Raw genomic sequence first — 20094 nt, forward strand, 5'->3', positions numbered from 1 at the left:
TGGCTGGCCTGCTCAACCGCACCGCGCTTGAACTCGGTGCTGAACTTCCTTCGCTTCGACATGAACACTCCTCATGGCCTTGATCGGCCTTCTCGTAAGTGTCCGTGAAAACGGGGGTGAACCCAAGACAGTGATCAGGTGCAAGCGTCGGTCTACTTCATTACGGGGAAGAAGTACCTGCGCAACAAATACAGAAGCGAATTCAGGCACATCCGAGGCGATCGTATGTGACGCTGCTTACGTCGGCTGCACATTCGGGTGATGTCCAGGCTCGAACCTTGGTCCATGGGTCTATAGCAGGATCGGAACGAAAATCATGCCGATGCGGAGAACGCGACTCGATCAAGGCAATTCCAAGGAAATCAACAGCGACATCTTCGAGGACGTCCTGGCTGATTTGGGAATGGCATTAGAAGCGTTCGGCGCCGCGCTGCAGTTGGCTGGCAAGCGACTCCAAGCGAATGAGTTTCCGTTGGTAGCCACTCCGCAGATGCCAGCTGCTGCGCCGAGCACGGCCGTCATTAGCGGTTTGCCCGCGGAAGGCTTCGTACGCATCTGGGACATCATTGGCCGAAAAGCCCAAAACGGGGTGGCAGCTACCCCAGGCATGATTCCCGTGAGCAGAGCCACCTGGTACTCAGGTGTTAGATCGGGGCGCTTCCCAAAGCCCATAAAACATGGAGGGGTGTCCGCACCGGTATAGCCGCTGTCGCCACACACCGTGTCCTCATCGCCATGCAGCAGCTTATGGGTCTGGGTGATGTCAGCCACTTTGGCCGCCGTGCATCGCACGTGGTGCACCAGGCCAGAGGCATCGTCCACGCCGATGTGCGCCTTCATCCCGAAATACCACTGGTTGCCCTTCCTGGTCTGATGCATGTCCGGGTCACGCTTGCCTTGGACGTTTTTGGTCGAGCTTGGCGCGGCGATGATCGTGGCATCGACGGTCGTCCCGCCGCGCAGACTCAATCCCGCCGGCCCAGTTTGCTGCCAACCACCGAACCCAAACCCATCCCACCGCAGTACCCTTCAACCCCGGGCTCCACCAGTAATGGGTGGTACGGCTACTGGGGGCAGGTCACTTCGATTTCACAAAGGCGCGTCACGCGTTTTCCTTGGGTACTGGTCGAACCCCAGGCGATGTGCGCGCCGGGTCGGTCAAGCGCGTTGCGGCCGCCGTGGGCGAGGGCGCCGCCGTGGTCTCCCAGATCCATCAATACCCGGCATCGCGCCAGCCCGTCCTGCCCCTCCCCCCCGAGGAAAGCCATGCGCCCGCGCTGCACGCATGAAGACCAGATTGTCGATGTCACGCCAAGCGCGCTGGGCTACGAGTAATGCTCGGCCATCCGATCATCGAAGGCTACGAGCCGCCCGAAGGCTGGGGCTAGTGCTATGTCGACGAAGTGGAAGTCGAACTGCCGGACCAGACCCCGCAGCTGATCCCGCGCTACTTCTCAGCTTCGTGCCGTCCTTGACCCGGCGGGTCATCGGTTGAGCAGGCCAACGCTTCCCACCGGAAAGTCTCGGCACGCACCGCTCATGCGTGGACCGATGCGGCGAGGCCAGGGCGTGCCGAAAGCGAGCCAACCTTCTGCAACCCGAGGCCATGAAGCGAGCGGCTTCATGGCCTCATCACGCTTGCATGTCAGTATCGTAATCCCCAATACCCTGTCGTATGGCGGCGTGCCGGACAACCGCATGCCATGCCTATCGACGCAGGAGATCCATGGTCGATCAACCCGTTCTTTACAGCGAAGCACTGGAAAACGTCGACGAAGACGAGGATCGTCTGATCGAGGAGATCGTCACGCAGATGGCCGAAGGTAACCGTGCTGCCTATGAGCGCCATCGGCATGCCATTCGCGATGCGCATGCAAAATCGCACGCGGTCCTCAAAGGGGAGTTGTCCGTCCATTCGGACCTCCCGCCAGCACTTGCGCAGGGGATATTCCGCAGGCCCGCGACCTACGGCGTGGTGGCGCGCCTGTCCTCGGCGCCCGGCGATATCCACTCCGATGCGATCCCGGCGCCGCGCGGGTTCGCAATCAAGCTGATCGGTGTGGACGGCGAACGTCTGTCACCGCAGATCGGAGGCCGCAATCAGGATTTCCTGATGGTGAACTTCCCCGTGCTCGCCTTTGGCACCATCCCCAAGTACAAGACACTGCTGGGCGTGCTGGAGAAGAACGCACACGCGCCGGACATCTTCCAGCGGATCGTCGCCGGGCTCGCACGCGGTACCAAGGAAGCAGTCGAAGCGCTGGGCGGGACGCCCGGTGCGACGCTCGAAGGCCTGGGGCGCGACAACCACAACCCGCTGGGAGAGTCCTACCACACGCAGGGCGCCCTGCGTTTCGGCGACTACGTGGCCAAGCTTTCGCTGGTGCCAGCGTCCAACGATGTGCGCGCACTGACCGGGGTGGCCGTGGAGGATGTCGGCTTCTCGACGATGCGGGATGTGATCGAGCAGCATTTCGCGCGTCATGGCGCCGAGTACACGCTGCGGGCGCAGTTGTGCACCGACGTAGCGAAGATGCCTGTGGAGGATGCAGCCGTGCGCTGGGACGAGGATGCCTCGCCGCACATGCCGCTTGCGACGCTGCGCTTTGCCCCGCAGGCGCCCTATACGCCCGCACGCCGGGTCTACGGCGACGACGTGTTGTCGTTCAATCCCTGGAATGGCGTGCAGGCCCATCGTCCGTTGGGCGGGATCATGCGCATCCGCCGCGCCGCGTATGAGCGTTCCAGCAGTTTCCGCCATGCGATGAACACCCAACCGCGGGTCGAGCCGGAGCATCTGGCCGATATCCCGGATTGAGCCTTCCCACGACAAGGACCCCCGATGACCACGTCGAATGATCCACGCCTCGCCGATGAGACCAAGCCGGAGGAGATCCGGCGCCGTGCTGGCGAACTGGCGCAGGACTTGCCAAAGCTTGCCAGGATCGCGCTCGAAGCCTTGATCAAGCAACACAACGATGCCTACAAGGGCAGCTCCCAAAGCGCCGGTCGCGCCGGTCGGCAGTCGGGAAATGTCTCCGAGTTGTCGGCCATCGCCACGCTCAAGCCCGGTGGCGCGGATCGGCTCAAGCGCATCTTCGGCCTGACCGGGGGCAATTTCGACGGCGCGCAACGCGTGTCCACGCTTCATGACATGCGGTTTGTGTTGTTCGATGACGACACGCGGATCCTGTTCGCCACGGCCTACGATGGTGACTGGGATACCTACATCAACGATTTCGCCACCAAGATTCCAGGCTTGATGGACCTGTTGTTCGCCAACGTGGAGGGCTGGCCTGGCATCGACAGTCCGCAGGTCAAGGATTTCATCGCCGATCACCAGATCGACGCGGCCGGTTGGTTTGTCGCCAATCCCCAGGTCACGGTAGTGGACGTGCGCCGTTACCAACGCATGGACAAGGCGTTGCAGGCCTTCTTGGATACGATGTCCGAAAATACGCAGATGGATGCGACCACGCGTGCAGCGCTGGAGACGCTGGAGCAGGCCATCTCCGTCCCGCAGGGGGTGGATTACTGACATGGGCCTGCTCGCTGACCTTGCTGCCCGTTTCCGTCGTGACCGGGTGACCCTGAACCTCGATGACATCCAGGCGCTCATCCTGCGATCGCGTCCTGAGCCTTACGTCGGGATTCATGCTTTGCTGCACGTGGAACAGGCGGGCGGTGGGCGCGATCTGCTGCGCCGGCTCGCCCCGCATGTCCCCACTGCTTCCGGCTGGACCGAGGAGCTTGATACCTGGATCGGCGTGGCCATCAGTCACGAAGGGCTCAAGGCGCTTGGATTGCCGCCGTCCTCGCTGGAGAGCTTCCCCCTGTCGTTCCGGCAGGGAATGGCAGCACGCGCCGAACAGCTGCGTGACTTCGGGGAAAACGCTCCAGAGACTTGGGAGGAAGTGTTCACACCGGGCAATTGCCATATCGCCCTGACCATCTATGCGCGCGATGAAGTACATCTGGATGTTGCGGTGGACAAAGCCATGGGCGAGCTAAATGCCTGCAGTGGCGTGACCTTGCTGGCAACGCACCGTTTCGGCGCCGACGCCGATGCCCAGAATCCATTCGGCTTCCGCGATTCGATTTCGCAGCCAACAGTGGCTGGCGCTGGCGTGGAACCACAGCCCGGGCAGCAGCGTGCGATCGCTGCGGGAGAGTTCATCCTTGGGGAAAACAGCGAAGCCGGTTCGCCGTTGCGCATGCCCCAGCCGGACGTATTGGGGCGCAACGGCTCGTTCGTGGTGATGCGCAAGTACGAAAGCCGGGTGGGTGCGTTCAACGATTTCATGCGCATACATGCAGGCGAGGACAAGCAGGCCCAGCATGCTCTTGCCGCGAAGATGTTCGGACGCTGGCGCTCCGGCGCGCCGCTACCGCTAGCGCCGGAACGAGACGATCCCGAGCTCGGCGCCGACCCGCAACGCAACAACGATTTCGACTACCAGCATGATGCCCTTGGTCGGATGTGCCCGCATTCGGCACATATGCGCCGCCTCAATCCGCGGGGGAGCCAGCTGACGATCCTCAGCGACGAGCACATTCATCGCATCATTCGGCGTTCGTCCACGTTTGGACCAAAGTGGAGCGATGACGTGACCGGCACCGACGATGCCAAGGCGGATCGCGGGATCTTCTTCATCTTCATCAGCGCCCGGGCCTACGACACGATCGAATTCCTGCAGCAGGAATGGATCAATCGCGGCAACTTCATCGACCTGGGTTCTGAACGCGACCCGATCGTCGGCCTGCACGAGGAGCCCGGCAGCTTCACGATTCCCCAGTCGCCAGTGCGTCGACGCGTGGCCGATGTGAGTACCTTCAATCGCCTGCGCGGCGGCGAGTACATGTTCATGCCGTCATTGAGCGCGCTGCGCTGGATCGGCGAGGGGAAGTTCGATTGAGCCGGCGCGGGCGCGCTGGGCGCTATGCGTGCTCGCGGGCCCTGCACTGAGAGGCCACCGTGCCCAGGCGGCACGGTGGCCTAAGCCTTGCGCCACGTCCACGCGAGCGGACAAGCCTGCACGTTCCAGGTGCTGGTTGATCGTACTGGCCACTTTTGCGCGAACTTCCTCCACCGCCCCGGTTTTGCGATCGTCCAGTTCACGGGTTTTCGCGCCCAGCCCGGTGGGCTCCATCCGCCGGGTAGTGGCGAGGATGTGCACGTGGTGGTTGCGCTCGTCGGCGTTCTTGTCCGGGGCGTGGATGGCGAACATGGCCGCAAAGCCGAACCGCTCCACCAGGTTGGCGGTGAGGTCGCGGGCCAGCTCGGCGCGTTGCGCGTCGGTCAGTTCGTGCGGCAGCGATACGAGGAACTCCCGTGCCACCACGCTGTTCTTGCGCGTCTCGGCGGCTTCGGCCGCGTTCCAGAGTTGGGCCGGGTCTTGGGCCCACTCGGGGGAACCGGCCGGGGCCAGAATGCCCGAGGCCACCACGCCTTGCTTGCGGGTGTAATCGTGACGCTCGCCGGTGCGCAGGTCGGCAAGGTCCAGGCCCGCGCGATACGCCGCGCCGGCCACGGCGCTGGCGCCTTGGCTACGACTGACGGTTTTGATTTCGCAACGGTAAATGGCCACGGGATCCCCAGATGAAAACAGCCCGCCAGTCCCCGTTTACGGGGGCGTCCGGCGGAAGGGGCAGCGAATGCCGAAGGCGTTCGCGGGGTGTCGGGGGCGAAGCCCCTGACCGCGGGCAAACTCCGAAGGAGTTTGCATAACCGCGCTCTTGTTGTTTTCTTCGGGCGCTTCGCACCCTCTGAAAACCCTTTGAGAACCGGGCTGCTCGCTGTGCTCGCTTGCCCCTGCAATCAGGGTCCCATGCACGCAAAAACTGTCAACTTTTTAGCCAAAAGCAAAAGCCGTGCTCGCTGCTCGCTCGCGCCAGGCATTGGGGCGGTGCCCCCTTGCCTTCGGCCTGTTTTCTGGTTGCATTGGTTATCAGGGCTATTTTTGAGCGTGTCGTGGTAGATGTTGAGAAGCAAAAACTAAAACTCTCCAAACTGCTGGAGGTGGCTGCAAAGGAGCAAGCCAAACTCTTGCTGGCGGAGAAGCAACAGAAAGCACGGGAGGCCCGTCAGGTCGCCCGGGAGAAAGCCAAGGAGCGTGCCAAGCTGTTCCGCTCGGCCGATGCACACCGAAAAATCGTGCTGGGCGGGCTGACGATTGCCGCCGAAGCCGATGGCTGGGACCCGGCCGAAATCGTCGGGGGCGCTGCTCGTGATTGGCGAGCGGATGGCCACGCACCCGAACGTGCGGGGCCAGCTCCGCGAAAAGGGTATTCAGCATCTGGAGGCGCGGGCGGCAGCCCGTGAAGGGGCGCGGTCATGAATCGCCCCAAGACCCCCGACCCGTTGTTGGCCCGACAGATGGAAGCCCTGCGCGCCCAGTTCCTGGCCAATGCGCTGGGCCTGCCGCTGCCGTATTTCTACGCCACGTCGGATTTTCTGGCAGAGGTGAGTTGCTGGTGTCTAAGCTGCCCGATGAGCGCCAGCAGGAAGCGATGGCCGCGTTGAAGGCCATCGCTGGAAAGGTTTAAGCCCGTTCCTTGGTTCGGTTGCTGGGCTTGCTGTCAGGCAGCTCAGTCAACAGGGGGCGCAAGGCGTCCAAGTTGAGCGCATAGGCCAGCACCGACAGGCCGGGAGACTTGCCGGCACCGTGCAGTTTCTCGGCGGCGGTGAATTCCCGGCTGTAAGTCGCATGGTGTTCGTCGTCCAGTTCGTGGCCGACGATTTGGGCCCTCATTTCCGAGGCGACGCCAGCGGTCTGCATCTCCTGGATGACGCTCTTGCGCAGGCTGTGGAAGCCGCGTTTGGCTTTCGGCCAATCGGCAGACAGCTTGCCCATGTAGTAGCCGAACGCTTTGGAAATCCAGTTACCGGGCCCGTTCTTGGCGTTGGTGGCGGCTTGCGGGAACAAGCGGGTATCGCCACGGTCCCGCAGCCGCTGCACGTAGTTGAGGAAGCCTAGCGCCAGCAGGTCGGCGTGGATGGGCACCACCCGTTTGGAGACATCGCTTTTAAGCCGCTGGTTCTCGCCTTCGTCGGTCACGTGGAGGACGGGCACGCCGTCGGCCTCTGCCACGTCCGTCAGCAGTAGTTGCCCGACTTCGCCGGCCCGGCCGCCGGTGTAAAGGCCCAGCAGGGCGGCCCAGCGTGTGCCGGGGGAAAGCCTGGCGACCTGCTCGGGCGCGTAGAGAGTGTGGATCTGGGGCAGGGTGAAGGCCTTGAAGCCCAGCTTTTTCCGCTGGCGCTTTTCCTTGGCCGTGTAACGCACGTGACCCTTGGCCGGGTTGTCCACGGTCGGGAAGTGGCCGGATTTGGTGGCCCAATCGAAGAAGCCGCCCGCACCGCCCAGGTAGGACTGTTTGTTGTAGATGGAGGGCGTGCTGTTGCCCTTGTCGCGCAAGTGTTGATAGAAGCGCGCCATGTCAGGCCGGCCGATGGTGTGCACCTGGTGGTTGCTGCCGATGTAGTCCACCAGCATGTTGATGGCCGTGCCCTTGATGGTCAGGGTCTTGGGGCTGGTGAACGCCTCAAGGCTTTTCAGCCATGCGTCGCGCGCCTTGCCCATGGAAATGGCTTCGGCCACAGTAGCGGCCGGAGCCGTTGGCGCAGGTGCAGCAGGTGCCGGAGAGGGGGCAGGGGGCTCGTAGCCGTCCAGCATGGCCATGAGCGGGTCCTTTTCATACATCGCTGCCAGTTCGGCATTGCGACCGCGTGGGGCCGTGGCTTGGCGGTAAAGCCGGACGTCGTCGTCGTTGTCCAGTTGCCAGCGCTCGACGATGGAGCCATCGGCGCGTTGCGTGCGTTCCAGCGTGAGTTCCGGCAGACGGCTTTTGCTCAAGCGTGCAATCAACGCGTCCACGTCGTCCTTGCTCATCCCTGTGTCCTGTATGGCGGTGAAAGCCGCAGCATAGCGGGCGGACAGCTCCAACGCGGCCAACCGTGCGGCCAGCAGGTCAGCGCCCAGCGAACGCTTGAGGAAAGCGCGTCCAACCCTTTCACGCAATGCAGAGGGAACGCGGATGCGGAAGAGGTAACGGCCTGACGCGGCCTGCGTAAGGTAGTGAGGAAGTGCCATCGGAGTTGTGCCCCGATTTGTGCCCTGCCCGCGATCTTTTAGCCAACAAAAAACCCCTGTAAAAACAGGGGCTTATGTAATGCTGGCGGAGAGAAGAACTGCTCGGGCGATGCCCAACGGGGCCCAGCCGATCTCAACCTTTGAAAATTCTAGCGCGCGGTTCAGCAACTTAGCTACAGCTGCGTACCAATCGACCCCAACGACACCTAAAGGAAGCAAACATCAAATGGCATACTCGATGGCATACCGGAAACAGGGGGGCCGAGGAAGGACATGGGATTGATCACGGATGCAAAGGCTCGCAGCCTGAGCCCTGGCGGTCAGGCTGTCCCGCACGGAGGCATAACTGGCCTGACGCTGCATCCGTCGCCCTCACAGAAGGGGCAGGGTAAGTGGGTGCTGCGCTACGTCAGTCCTGCCACGGGCAAGCGACGCAACGCCGGCTTGGGTGCCTACCCCGAAGTTGGGATTGCTCTGGTGGGTAAACTGGCGCGAGAAATGCGCGAGCAGATCGCGAGTGGGCAGGATCCGTTGGAGGTTAAGGCGGCTGACCACGCTAAGCCGAAGACACCGACCTTTCAGGAAGCAGCGGAGCTACTCCACGCGGAACTAAAGCCCGGGTGGAAGAATCCCAAGCACGCACAGCAGTGGCTTAATACGCTGACTGAGTACGCGTTTCCACGGATTGGCTCCCTTTCCATCGACCAGTTGCAACCGCGGCACGTTGCGGATGTCCTCCGCCCCATCTGGCTCGACAAGGCAGAGACGGCAAGTCGCGTGAAGCAACGGCTACACGCGGTAATGGCGTGGGGTTGGGCGCACGGATTTAACCAAGCCAACCCGGTCGATGTCGTAACACATCTGCTTCCGCTGCAGCCGGGAAAGTCTGTCCGGCAGGAGCATCAGCCAGCAATGCCCTGGGCGAAGCTTCCATCGTTCGTGAAAGCAGAACTTGCAGGAGCTGGCGAGTACGAAGTCACGCGAAATGCTTTGCTGTTCCTGATCCTGAATGCCAGTCGTTCCGGCGAGGTGCGCGGGATGACGTGGGCGGAAGTGAACCTTCGCGCGAAGCTGTGGACGATTCCTGCTGCTCGCATGAAGGCCAAACAGCCTCATCGAGTGCCATTGTCGGAACAGTCCGTCAAGCTGCTCAGGCGCCAGGAAGGCCATCACGACGAACTTGTCTTTCCCTCTGTGCAGGCTCGTTCGGTCATGTCGGACATGACGCTCACAGCCTTGTTGCGGAGAGCGAACGCACCGAGCGACACGCCTGGGCGTATTGCGACCGCCCACGGGTTCCGCTCGAGCTTCCGCGACTGGTGCAGCGAGCAAGGCTATGCCCGTGACCTGGCAGAGCGGGCGTTGGCGCATACGGTCAAGGACAAGGTCGAGGCCGCCTACCACCGCACAGATCTCTTGGAGCAACGTCGTCCGATGATGCAGGCCTGGGCCGACTTTGTTCACCCACCTGCAAAGAACCCCAAGAAGGATGCCTCGCCGCATGACGCCTGAATCGCCAGCCATTCGAGTTCGGCCCTTAGCCAGCATGCTTGACGGGAACGACCCTGTTGAGTTCGTTCACAGGCTCCTTGAGGCTGGATACGACAGGTTCTACGTCAAGGTCCCGAAGGGATTTCGGGTCAGCCTTCTCTCCATTGACCCCTTTCCTCCTGGGTACCAGCTTCTGTGGCCCCAGAAGTCAACCCAAGGTCCCGTGCGGGCTGATGGCAATCAGGCCCAGATACGGTATTTGCAGCTCGATACATCGCAGTTGCGTGACGTTCTCGAATATCCCCCCGTCGCATTGCACCAATTCAGTGCGGGAGGTCTGGAATCCGCGTTGACGCACGATGGCATTCCTTCAATCGATTTCAAGTATCGAAAGGGTTTGCTGGGTTTCCTCTTGCCCACCGAGCGGGCCATCGCCGACAAGGTGCCAACCGAGTTTGATGCCAGCTCGGGTGCTCCTGTGGTCGTGAAGACGTTGAATCGCATCAGAAGCCAGTATTCGTACATTCTTCACGGGGTCAGTTTCAAGGATGTTTTCGTTGAGGCGCCCGCACTTAGTGACGCCTTGGAAAGCACGCCGACTGCTAAGGATGTGCTTGTGCCAGCCTGTGGAGATGCGCCGGATGACCCCTATGGGCTGAAAGATTCGTCGCCATTGGTATACGAGATCCTCCGCAAAGCCTATCGAAATCGAGGGAGGGCGCGCAGTGAGATCGATGCGCCATCGCTTGCGGCAGAATTTCGAGAGTTGAATGCCGGCTACAAGAAGAATCCCAAGCCTTTCAACGACGGTCGGCATGAGTTCGCGGCGACGCTCGCCAACCCCGGCTACAACTATTCGTCCGAGGGCCTTGGGGAGATTGATCTTCCCGAAGAGGCCGTAGAGGTTCCGGCGGATACATTCCTCGATCAGGATTTCATCAATCACAAGCTCAGAAAACTCCTATATGCCGCCTGCCGTTGGAGTGGTGCTAAGGAACCAGGACTCGGCGGCGATCGGGAAAAATTGGTGGATCTCTTGGTTGGTCTTGGCTTCTTTGACCGGGAAGACAGTGATCAGGTGCAGTCGTTGGTTTACTTCATCACCGGTGAAAAGTACCGGCGCAACAAGCACAAGAGCGACTTTAGGCACATCCGCAGCGATCGAGGGTGACGCCAAGCCGGGGATGGGTAACGCGCACACCCGGTCATTTTCCATTTCGCCAAGACTTTGGGAGACGCGTGTGTGCCAGCAAGGGGATGAACAATCATGAGCACGCTGGCCGACCAGCTGAAGACATTGGGCTTACAGCCGACCGAGCGAGAGGTTGTGGACACTAGGAAGACCAATTCCAAGACCGGTGGTCGGCCGCTAGGATCTGGTAAGAAGCCACAATCTGATGAGGGAATGCTCTTCTTGAAGCTGCCACGCTTCGGAACTGTGGCCAGGCTCGACGAAGAACGGGGCTTCGGCTTCATCTCTGGTGGCGCGCGCGAGGACGTGTTCTTCCACTTCAGGGGATATCCGGGCCGGCTGCCTGACGGAAAAAAGCTTCCCCCTGTGGGATCGCAGGTGCTTTTCATTACGGGCAGCGACCCACGGCGTCCACACGAGCCCAAGAAGGGTGCAGTCTTGTGGGCGCCCGTCGAAATCTCTTCAGCTTCGCTAGGGAATGCGCCCACGGATCAGACATCTGTGGACGCTTTGCGGCGCAAGCGCCTAGGTGAGTTGCCGCGGGATGCGCTGTGGGGCCTGTTTGAAACAGCGTGGTACGCGAAGCCGTGGGGTGGAAATGCGCCGGCACCCACCGACCTGGAAGACGAGGTACTGGGACAGGTCGTCTGCGAACGTCTGGCCGAGATGTCGCCGGCTGATCTGGAAGCACATCAGGTCAGTAGCCGGCTGGCGAAGTCGCACTACCAGTTTGCTGCCTGCCTGTCGCCAGGCAGCCCGGCTTGCGCGTTCACGCGGATGCTGGAAGTGTTCGAGCCAGCACAGCTGGCCGTGCTGGGGACACCAGACCCCTCGTGGATTCAACGCCAGAGGCTTTCTCCGGACGCCCGCTCCCGCCTCCTTGAATGGCACCTGCTCAGCCGGGCCTTGTCGGAACCGCGTGGCAACTGGGAGTCCTGTTTCCCAGGAGCCGAGGCATCCGAGGTCGAGCTGGCAACGCGTTTCCTGGCCTACGACATCCCGCGGGATGCGTTCATCGATGCTTGGCTGGACAGGATCGTGCGTAACGGATTGCTGTCCGAAGTACAGGCTGAAGCGTGGGCGGACCGTAATCTCGATCTATCGGTTTCGCTGTTTCATCGACTTCCAGCCGCGCGCCAGGTTTCTCTGGTGTCAGGGTGGCGGAAGAATCCGGCAGGGCTGGACAAGCAACTCCAACAGGAACCATCACGTGCAAGGACGCTGCTTACCGCTGCGTCACTGGCGTTTGACCTGGAAACCGACGGTAAGCGCATCTGGGAAATCGGCTGCGCACGCAACGGACAGGCCAGCCTTCTTCACGATGAGCGTAGCGGGACCGACCTGGATGTGGCCATGGCCGACCTGGGGCAGCGAGTCCACGCTGCGCCATTGGTGGTAGGTCACAATGCCCTGGCATGGGACTGGCCGATTGTTGCCCGCCACATCGCGCCGACTTCGGTGCCATTGATCTGGGACACGTTGCTCATCGGGTACCTTCTGGAGCCGCAGGCGGCGTCGCACGCGCTCGGTGGGCGGCATCATGCGGACCGGGATGCACTTGACACTTTGCAGCTGTTCAAGCGACAGCTAGAGGGCCTGCCTGAAGATATTGCACGCAGTGTGTTGATCGGCGAGTTCACCGATTCTGCCCGACTGCTGGATGCGGTCATTGAGGCCCAGCGGGGCGTCCGCGATTTTGCCCGCGAGTTCCCGGGCTTCATGACCGCGGAGGGAACCTCGCCTGCAAAGCTGGTCGTCGTGCCCGAGAGCAGGCTCGGGGAGATCGACTGGGTTCCGGGCGCGTCGGTGGTCTCGGCGGACCCCAGCGAAGGGCTGGCGGCCGAGTGGCGGGAAGTTGACGTTGCCTTGCTTAAGAAGGCCCTGCCGGCAGACGCCGCGTCCGACCCGGCTGCTCGGGTCCTGGTGGCTGTTGGGGAGCTGGCTGCCGCGCAGGGCATCGCGCTGCGGCGGAACATGATTCCGGTCTGGCTGCTTGAACGTGACGCCCGCCTGCGGTCGGCGGTCGACATGGCGTGCGTAGTGCCGAAGGCCGGTTCGGGCTGGCGTATCGCGTCGTTGCCCGCCAGCGTTGACTGGTGGGCCAGCAGGGATCCATCGTCCTGCGTGGTGACCGGGCTCAGCGATGATGTTCTCGTGCTCGATCGACGGAAGGTTGCGCAAAGCGATGTTGCGCAGATGCTGGGTGAAATGCCCGCAGCGCCATTCATGCGTATCGGTGAAACCGGATCTGCGTTGCGATGGTTGCTCGTCGACCGTGCCGCACACGTGCTCGACTCTCGAGGAGGTCTGGCTGCATTCACGACGCTCCCCGTCAGCGATGCGGCGATCGTTCGTGCCGAGGGCGCGCCGGTTCCGTCATGCCGTCCGAAGGTCGCAACGCGGCGCCATCACGTGTTGCATCCGCGGGCCGAGGACCAGGGCAGCTACTGGGCCGAGGTGCTTCGTACGTTCAAAGAAGTGGCGACGTTTGGAGCGGGAACCGTTCCGATTCTCCTGATTGCGAGTACCCAAAGCGAGGCGCTGCGTGATCTATTGACAGTTGGGCTGGCGGAGATCGGGCTTGGCGAGGTGAAACCGGAACACCGCAGCCAACGTGAACACATGCTTCGCGCCTCGAGTGGTGGCCTCGCGCTGGTCGACGTGGTCGACCAGTGGCCCGTCTGGCAATCGCTTGCCCAGTCGGCAGGCGTGGTGCTGCAACCTGTGGTCGAGGCACTGCCGATCGAGGAGTGGCATGCCTGTGCGGAGACGCGCATTGCCGCGCAGGCAGGTTGTGATTCTGGGCAAAAGACCGAGAAGGCGGGCGGCGCCACCGTCGTTAGTGGCGCTGCTGTACTTGAGTCTGCGCCTGCCTTGTTGCGGGCCCGGTTGCATGGATGGATGGCCGATGTGGGGCTGTCAGCGTCGCAGCTCCCCACCATCCTTATTGATCCGCGCGTGGGCGACATGGCCAAGGGGCTGTCGAACTTGGCGGACTCGTTCCAGCTTGTGGAGACGCCATTCCTGGCTGAGCAGGCGCAACGGTTGGAGCTTGTGTTGTCGCCGTTCAAGCTGGTGCGAGAGGTGGCTCCTTCCGGCATCGAGGCTATGGAACGCTTCCTGGTGGCGAACTGGCAGCCTCGAAGCGGGGGCGGTGGGAATCGCGTCACCGGCTTCAAGCCGTCGCAGAAGATTGCGATGGAAGCCATCTGCGAACGCTCCGCTAATGTTCTCGTCTCGTTGCCGACGGGCGAGGGCAAGTCGGTGCTGTTTCAAGTTCCCGCGCTCTGCCGTGGCCTACGCAATAGACGGTTGACATTGGTCATCTCGCCGTTGAAGGCCTTGATGCGGGATCAGGTGGAGCGCCTGCGGGAGCAGGGTTTCTCCGAGTCAGTCGACTATCTGAGCGGTGATCGACCGCCCAGCGAGATCGCCGAAGTGATCCAGGGCGTACTCGATCATCGCATCGTGCTGCTGTATGTCGCGCCAGAGCGGACACGCAGCAGTGTTTTCCTCGATGTGCTTCACAAACGCATGCAAGCTGACAAAGGCTTGGAGCATGTAGTAGTGGATGAAACCCATTGCGTGAATCAGTGGGGATACGAGTTCAGGCCGGACTACTTTCATGCGCTGAATCTGTTGCTGCGCATGTGTCGTGCAATGGATTTGAGTGAGCCGACGCCTTTCCTGTTGCTGTCGGCAACGATCACCGCGTCCGACAGGGTCCGTTTGCAGGCCGTCATGTCCGGAGATTCCGGAGAGACGGGATCTCCACTGCCGCTCTTGGCAAGGCCGGACTCGTTCTCCAATCCATTGCGAACGCATATTGCCGTTGAGCCGCGTCGTGTGCGTGGCATGCTCAACGACCGGCGGAACTTTGACAAGGCACTGGCGGAGCGTCTGCCTCACATCGAAGAAGCCGTATCGGCGGCACGGCGCAACCGGGCGTCGACGGGTCAACGTAGTGCCGTCGTAGTTTTTGTATCCAGCCGATACCACGCGGAGGTCGTGGCGCAGCGGCTTGCCCGGGCCACCAGCGGTCAGGTCGACTACTACCATGCGGGCTTGGATGCAGGCTCGCGGGAAGAGATCTACACGCGCTTTCTTGACGGTGACCTTGATGTCCTCGTGGCGACGAAGGCCTTCGGCATGGGCATGGATATTCCGGATATCCATTGGGTCGTGCACCTTGCACCGCCGGGATACCTCGAGGACTACCTGCAGGAGGTTGGCCGGATCGGGCGCGGGGAGCGGGAGCGTAAGAATGCGCAGCTCGAAAAGCTTTCCGCCACGCTGCTATTCTCGGATCAGGACTTCGAGTCGATCCGGGGTTTGCGGGCGCGCAGCGCCCTATCCCTTCCAATCATCAGGGATCTCCACGAAAAGGTGTGCGAGCACGCATACCAGGTGGATGGCCAGCAGCTCGCGATCGTTCCTGCCGAGGGCTACGGCACGCCACAGAACCCCGTGGGGCAAAGTCCGGCCGCCAGACGCGCGGCCGCGACGCGAGTCAGAATGGGGCTGTACTGGCTCGAACGGGCCGAACGCGTCCGCCTGTGCGGTTCCGTCCCGGATCTGATTGAGGTGACTGCCTACCCGTCCTCGCTTGAGCGGATATCCCAGGAGGATGGTTTGGCTGCTGAAGTAGCCGGTTTGATTCTTAAAATTGGTTCGGTGGACACTTCGCTTGCAGGTGCATCCCTTGGAGGCGGCTCCGTTTTTGGCGCTTCTCCAACCCCGGCAGGACTTCTCGGCGGCACGATCGACGTGCTCGGACGGCTGTTTTCCAGCTTGTCCGACACGGTGGGCATGCTGTTCGATGGCTCGGCAAGAACTCCGGCGCGGTCGCTTCCAAGCCCACGTCCCGCACACGCCGGGTTGTCGAGCGGTGAGGCCGCCACGGCAAAGACGGTGATTCTCAATCTCTCCCAGATCAAGCTGCGCAGCAGTGCGATCAAGTCGATGGGAGATGTGCTGGCAGTCCTAGGCGACCTCGAAAAGCGTGGGGCTGTATCGCTGAATCGCGAGATTGACGTTGTTCCGCGCAAGCTTGCATCTGAGCCATCCACCAAGATCAGCGAGCTCTTCCAGTACGTCGATGGCGGAGTAGCCGAACTCATACGCCGGCTCGCGAAGAACGGACGAATCGAGTTCAATCCGTTTGAGATGGTCGAGGACGTAGAGGGGCCGCGGGTCGGCGATGACAAGCGCCGGATGTATGAAAGATTGTTCATTAACGGCTTCAGAAGCCTTGCGCGTGCATCCGGAGTCAAGCTTCGCCAGCTGGTTCGGGCCGACGATAAAGTCATCTGGGAGGCAGTGCTTCCGCGGTCGTCATGGTCCAAAGCAGATTCCAGACGGCAACGTTTCCTGCAGGGGGCGAAGTCCCTGTTCGCGGCCGTCGCAAACCAGAGATCGATCCCGATTTCGAAACTTGTGGATCAGCTACGTGCCGGAAGCCATGACGGCCGTTTCCGCGAATCCGACTTGAACAAAGTGGCCGCGCTCTTGTCGGCAATGAGCCTTGTCAGCATTTCGCCGGAGTTGGTTCCGCTGTCACATGTCGTAGCAGTATCCAATGTCGATGGCAGGCTTGAGGATCAGGCGGATATCTGGGACGAGCTCAGGCAGGTCAATGAACTTGCAGAGGCACGAAATCTGGCAATGGAGGTGTTCGCAAACGTGAACACGGATGCCCACCCGGTCTTCATCGAAGGGTATTTCGATGCCGCTGATGGCCCTGCGATCAAGCAGTTCCTTGATTCGCAACTGGGTGAAATAGTCAGCGAGGATCGGGACGGCCCCTCCACCTTGCTCTTGGAGATGCAGGAGAAGCTCCGCGCCACGAAAGCGGTTGAGTTCTTCGAGAGATTCAGGGGCTCGGAAGAATCAGCGCAATGGGAGGTGGCCAAGGCGCCGTTTGATCAGCACATCATGGTCAACGCGGGTCCCGGGGCTGGCAAGACCTTTGTCCTTGTAGGAAGAATCGCGCACCTGATCCGGGAGCAGAACATCGATCCCTCGCAAATCATCGTGCTTGCGTTCAATCGCGCAGTCGTCTTTGAGATCAGGCGACGGATTCGCGAGCTGTTCAAGTCGCTGGGCTATGCAGCCTACGCGGGGCGTCTGCGGGTCTCGACCTTCCACTCGCTGGCTATGCGGAGCCTGGCGCGGGAGGGGGTTGAGATTACTAGAGACAGTGTGCAAACCCTGCTTTCTGATTTTTCCAGTCGGCTGTCGAAAGATCCTTCGTTCGCCCAGAGGGTAGCCGGCGGCGCACGTTGTGTCCTTGTGGACGAATTCCAGGACGTGACGGATGACGTGTATCAGGTCATCAAGTATCTCCACTCCGGCAGCGGGTCTAGGGCAGGGGTCATGGTGATTGGTGACGACGACCAGGACATCCTGCGCTGGCAGCGGAAGAATGATGGTAGTGCTCACCAGTTCTCCGAGAAGTACTTTGATCAGTTTACGCACGATTTCGGGGGAGGAAGTTTCCAGGAGTTCCTGCTGGGCGTGAATTTCCGATCTGGCGAGAGCATTGTCGAACGCAGCCAGTTGATGATCTCAGGGTTCTTCGAGCGCACGAGCCGCTCCCGGCGTCTGAAGTCCTCCCGGTTGAGATCACGTGCGGGAGCCAGGGAAGGGGCGTGCCAGGCGATCGAGTGGAGCGGTCGAACGTGGGGCGAGGCGGTAGAAGGCACTGCAGCTTTGCTAAAGGACCTGACCGGCCGCGAAGGCGAGTCGACCGCCGTGCTCTGTCGTTCGAATGCTGAGGTCGCTGAAGCGCACAGACTGTTGAGCCAGGCGCTGCCGAAATTGAGGGTGCAGGGGGGCGCCAATCTGCGCGTAGCCCAGCTGAGGCACGTGGCGCTCTGGTTGGACCATCTTCGGGAGGCTGCTGCCAAAGGCGACGCCGCACTTTCAGAGGATTTGCGGCGAGAGATCTTCAACCGGACGGTGCAAGCTGGAGGTGTTCCGGAATACTCCAGGCCGGCTACGTCCGACGTCACGCTGGACGATCTGTGGGAGCTGTGCTGCCGCGAGCGTTCATTCCCCCATCTTTCCTCGCTCGTTCAGTTTGTCGATGAATTGAGAACCGATGAACTCGTGCGGTTGCTGGGGACGGTCGATGAAGCGTCAACGGCAGTAGTTTCGACACTGCATAAGGTGAAGGGGCTTGAGTTCGACAACGTAGTAATTCTGCCGTCGATGATTCAGTTCGGCGTTGCAGGGTGGGATCGACTGGGACCGGATCTCCAAGGCGATGCCGCGGAAGAGGCGCGGCTGCTGTATGTGGGAATGACCCGGGCCAAGAGGAATCTGACGTACTACCGCGGTGATCGCGAGCGGAGCTGGGGAAGGAAGGATCCTGTGCCGTATGACGGCCTGCGCACAGACGGCCATGTGTTGATCGGTTCAATGGAGGATGTCTCGCTCGGTTGGGCCATGCAACGCAACGCATTCAACCCAACTCCGGATGAGTGTCAGCGCTATATCGAGACTGAAGTCGCGATAGGTGATCCAATCGTGCTTGGCGGGTGGGGGGGCGGTGCGTTCAAGTCTTTCATGCATCGAGGGAGTTCAGGACAATTGACACAGGTCGGCTTTCTTGCGAAGCAACATGTAGTCGGCGGACCGAATGCTTCGCTGAAAGTCAGCGCGGTCCTGCGGTTCCGGCCGGACTCAATCGACGAGACGCTGGCAGACTGTGTTCGTGATCGTGGCTGGGGGTACGTTGTGCTTGTTTCGGGGCGCCTCCGCTGATGTTCGCTAGATTCCTAGCAGCGTAACCACGGCTCCTGCGTGCTCCCCGGGGCGTGTCAAGAGAAAGGGCCGGCAAGCCGGCCCTTCGTCTGGAAGCAAGATTTGAGGTCACTTTTTCAGCAACTCTCGATCAATGGCTGAGGTGTCCAGGCCGCTGCTCCTGGGCGCGCCACGGCCGCTGTGACCCTTCGGCATGATTCCCTTGCGCAGGTTGCGGATCCCCTTCTTGCTCGCGGTGTCGGCGTCCTCGTCGCCTGCCAGGGACTTCGGCGGGCTGGGTTTGAGCTGCGTGGTTTCCTTGCACAGGTACTCGATCGCCAGGCGCAAGCCGCGCAGCTTGTCAGTGTCCGTCGGATGGATCAGACCCAGGCAGTTGAAACGGTACTGGTCCGTCCGGGTGTAGCAGTTGAAATAGCTCGCCTTGGCCTTCTTGCCCGTCTCGCCGACATCCACCCCATCCTCGTACTCTCCATGGCCGCAGCGGCGGACCCAGTCCTCTCCGACCATGCGGGTCAGATTGGCCGCATCACGGTGCTTGTGCCCGTCCAGGACAATGAGGACGTGAAAGTGGATGCCACGATCGATCCCGTCCTCGCGCTTGCTGATGTAACCGAGGACGTCGGGAACGATTCGATTTTCGCGCAGAGCACGCAGGAACCTCGCGTAGTGGCCATCCGCTTCGCGAGTGTAGCCCCAGCCCTTGAACGCCGGGCGGAAGTAGAGATCAACCCGTAGGATCAGCAGCTGCGAACGACGCTGGAACTGGGCTGCCAGATACTCGCAGCAGCTGGTGATGTTCTTCTCTTCGTTGCGCTTGTAATTGTCGACTTCGTCCTTGTAGGCCTGGCTCCGACATGATGCGCGGATGGAAGCAGCCGCGTTCTCGAGAATCTCACGCGTTCGTGGATCACTCAGTACCGGATCGCCGTTACGGGTGTGAGCCCAGAGCTCAGGCGAACACTGGTCGACGACCTTCAGCATAACGGTCAGGGGAGGATTAAAGCGGTGGTGCTTGTAGTACTCCGCACTGTCTTGGTTGTAGCCCTTGCATACGTTGAAGATTGCCTTGCCGATCTGGGTTAGCTGATAGCGCGGCTGCCCCCTTCGATCGTGCACAACTTCAACCGGCTGGTCATCGCTCCGGGCGATGGCGTCGACGAGTTTCTCTGCTCGGAGCAGCCAGTAGATGAAGTCGTGTTCCTGCCCGACATAGGTCTGTCCGTAGCGTTGACTGGTCTTACGTACGAAGAGGTGGTGGTCCTGCTCTGCCGGGGGCATCAGCGGAGCCTTGGACTTGGGGACAATGGGAAGGTCGGGCATCTGCTCAAGGAGCAGGTCACAGTCGAAGGCGACTGCCTGGGTGTATGAGGTGGACTGATCGATCTCATTCATGTGAATGCTTCTCTGTATGTGCTGATTGATTTAACTAATTAATAGGATAGAAACCGGAATTCGAGCGGGATCGAGGGCCCCGCTTCTCCCAGCCTTGAAAATAAAAACCCCAAGCGCGTTGGGGTTTTTGTGTGATGACTTGCTACGTCGACTTAGTGAGCT

General features: G+C 61.3%; 11 protein-coding genes and 2 pseudogenes. 9 read left to right on the plus strand and 4 right to left on the minus strand.

All coding sequences use genetic code 11. The annotated features are described in order from the left end of the window. Positions 1 to 687: 687 nt before the first annotated feature. Positions 688 to 972 (minus strand): annotated as a pseudogene (locus QMX80_RS02090) (transposase); the annotation flags it as partial. 294 nt (positions 973 to 1266) lie between these two features. On the opposite strand from QMX80_RS02090, the pseudogene QMX80_RS02095 reads away from it, so the two are divergent. The 4 genes and pseudogenes from QMX80_RS02095 to QMX80_RS02110 all read left to right on the plus strand — a co-directional run bounded on the left by QMX80_RS02095 (position 1267) and on the right by QMX80_RS02110 (position 4916). Beyond that, positions 1267 to 1475, plus strand: a pseudogene (locus QMX80_RS02095) (hypothetical protein). Positions 1476 to 1726: 251 nt separating this feature from the next. Further along, positions 1727 to 2818, plus strand: coding sequence for a catalase family protein (locus tag QMX80_RS02100; RefSeq protein ID WP_070470375.1), 1092 nt, complete (start codon positions 1727 to 1729; stop codon positions 2816 to 2818). A gap of 24 nt (positions 2819 to 2842) precedes the next feature. Then, positions 2843 to 3538, plus strand: coding sequence for a hypothetical protein (locus QMX80_RS02105; protein ID WP_049452914.1), 696 nt, complete (start codon positions 2843 to 2845; stop codon positions 3536 to 3538). A 1-nt stretch (position 3539) separates the two neighbouring features. Further along, positions 3540 to 4916 carry a Dyp-type peroxidase gene (locus QMX80_RS02110; protein WP_253133490.1) on the plus strand — a complete coding sequence of 459 codons (1377 nt, stop codon included), beginning with the start codon at positions 3540 to 3542 and terminating at the stop codon, positions 4914 to 4916. Here the strand turns inward: QMX80_RS02110 and mobQ are convergent. After that, a complete protein-coding gene (gene mobQ, locus QMX80_RS02115) occupies positions 4872 to 5588 on the minus strand; it encodes a MobQ family relaxase (RefSeq protein ID WP_083298673.1) in 717 nt (238 codons plus the stop codon). The two genes, QMX80_RS02110 and mobQ, sit on opposite strands and share 45 nt — an antisense overlap. A 326-nt stretch (positions 5589 to 5914) precedes the next feature. On the opposite strand from mobQ, the gene QMX80_RS02120 reads away from it, so the two are divergent. Both QMX80_RS02120 and QMX80_RS02125 read left to right on the plus strand, forming a co-directional pair. After that, positions 5915 to 6322, plus strand: coding sequence for a hypothetical protein (locus QMX80_RS02120; RefSeq protein ID WP_282274977.1), 408 nt, complete (start codon positions 5915 to 5917; stop codon positions 6320 to 6322). Between the two features lie 12 nt (positions 6323 to 6334). After that, complete coding sequence (locus tag QMX80_RS02125) at positions 6335 to 6523, plus strand: hypothetical protein (protein WP_005408295.1); 189 nt, start codon at positions 6335 to 6337, stop codon at positions 6521 to 6523. 19 nt (positions 6524 to 6542) lie between these two features. Here QMX80_RS02125 and QMX80_RS02130 read toward each other — a convergent pair whose 3' ends face one another. Beyond that, complete coding sequence (locus QMX80_RS02130; protein WP_070470379.1) at positions 6543 to 8090, minus strand: site-specific integrase; 1548 nt, start codon at positions 8088 to 8090, stop codon at positions 6543 to 6545. Between the two features lie 273 nt (positions 8091 to 8363). On the opposite strand from QMX80_RS02130, the gene QMX80_RS02135 reads away from it, so the two are divergent. The 3 genes from QMX80_RS02135 to QMX80_RS02145 all read left to right on the plus strand — a co-directional run bounded on the left by QMX80_RS02135 (position 8364) and on the right by QMX80_RS02145 (position 18540). After that, positions 8364 to 9602 (plus strand): tyrosine-type recombinase/integrase, encoded by a 1239-nt coding sequence (locus QMX80_RS02135; protein ID WP_253133494.1) that lies wholly within the window; start codon positions 8364 to 8366, stop codon positions 9600 to 9602. A gap of 259 nt (positions 9603 to 9861) precedes the next feature. After that, a complete protein-coding gene (locus tag QMX80_RS02140) occupies positions 9862 to 10752 on the plus strand; it encodes a hypothetical protein (protein ID WP_282274979.1) in 891 nt (296 codons plus the stop codon). Between the two features lie 96 nt (positions 10753 to 10848). Continuing rightward, positions 10849 to 18540, plus strand: a complete 7692-nt coding sequence (locus QMX80_RS02145) for a UvrD-helicase domain-containing protein (RefSeq protein ID WP_253133498.1) — start codon at positions 10849 to 10851, stop codon at positions 18538 to 18540. Positions 18541 to 18648: 108 nt separating this feature from the next. On the opposite strand, the gene QMX80_RS02150 is transcribed toward QMX80_RS02145, so the two are convergent. Next, complete coding sequence (locus QMX80_RS02150; RefSeq protein ID WP_253133500.1) at positions 18649 to 19932, minus strand: inovirus-type Gp2 protein; 1284 nt, start codon at positions 19930 to 19932, stop codon at positions 18649 to 18651. Between the last annotated feature and the right edge of the window lie 162 nt (positions 19933 to 20094).

The organism is Stenotrophomonas sp. PS02297 (assembly GCF_029959705.1).
Taxonomy (GTDB): Bacteria; Pseudomonadota; Gammaproteobacteria; order Xanthomonadales; family Xanthomonadaceae; genus Stenotrophomonas; species Stenotrophomonas nitritireducens.

Excerpts from the sequence above, each read along its gene's own strand:
- QMX80_RS02100 (WP_070470375.1), top strand. The coding sequence starts at position 1,727 with ATGGTCGATCAACCCGTTCTTTACAGCGAAGCACTGGAAAACGTCGAC.
- QMX80_RS02105 (WP_049452914.1), top strand. The coding sequence starts at position 2,843 with ATGACCACGTCGAATGATCCACGCCTCGCCGATGAGACCAAGCCGGAG.
- QMX80_RS02110 (WP_253133490.1), top strand. The coding sequence starts at position 3,540 with ATGGGCCTGCTCGCTGACCTTGCTGCCCGTTTCCGTCGTGACCGGGTG.
- QMX80_RS02125 (WP_005408295.1), top strand. The coding sequence starts at position 6,335 with ATGAATCGCCCCAAGACCCCCGACCCGTTGTTGGCCCGACAGATGGAA.
- QMX80_RS02130 (WP_070470379.1), bottom strand. The coding sequence starts at position 8,090 with ATGGCACTTCCTCACTACCTTACGCAGGCCGCGTCAGGCCGTTACCTC.
- QMX80_RS02135 (WP_253133494.1), top strand. The coding sequence starts at position 8,364 with ATGGGATTGATCACGGATGCAAAGGCTCGCAGCCTGAGCCCTGGCGGT.
- QMX80_RS02145 (WP_253133498.1), top strand. The coding sequence starts at position 10,849 with ATGAGCACGCTGGCCGACCAGCTGAAGACATTGGGCTTACAGCCGACC.
- QMX80_RS02150 (WP_253133500.1), bottom strand. The coding sequence starts at position 19,932 with ATGAATGAGATCGATCAGTCCACCTCATACACCCAGGCAGTCGCCTTC.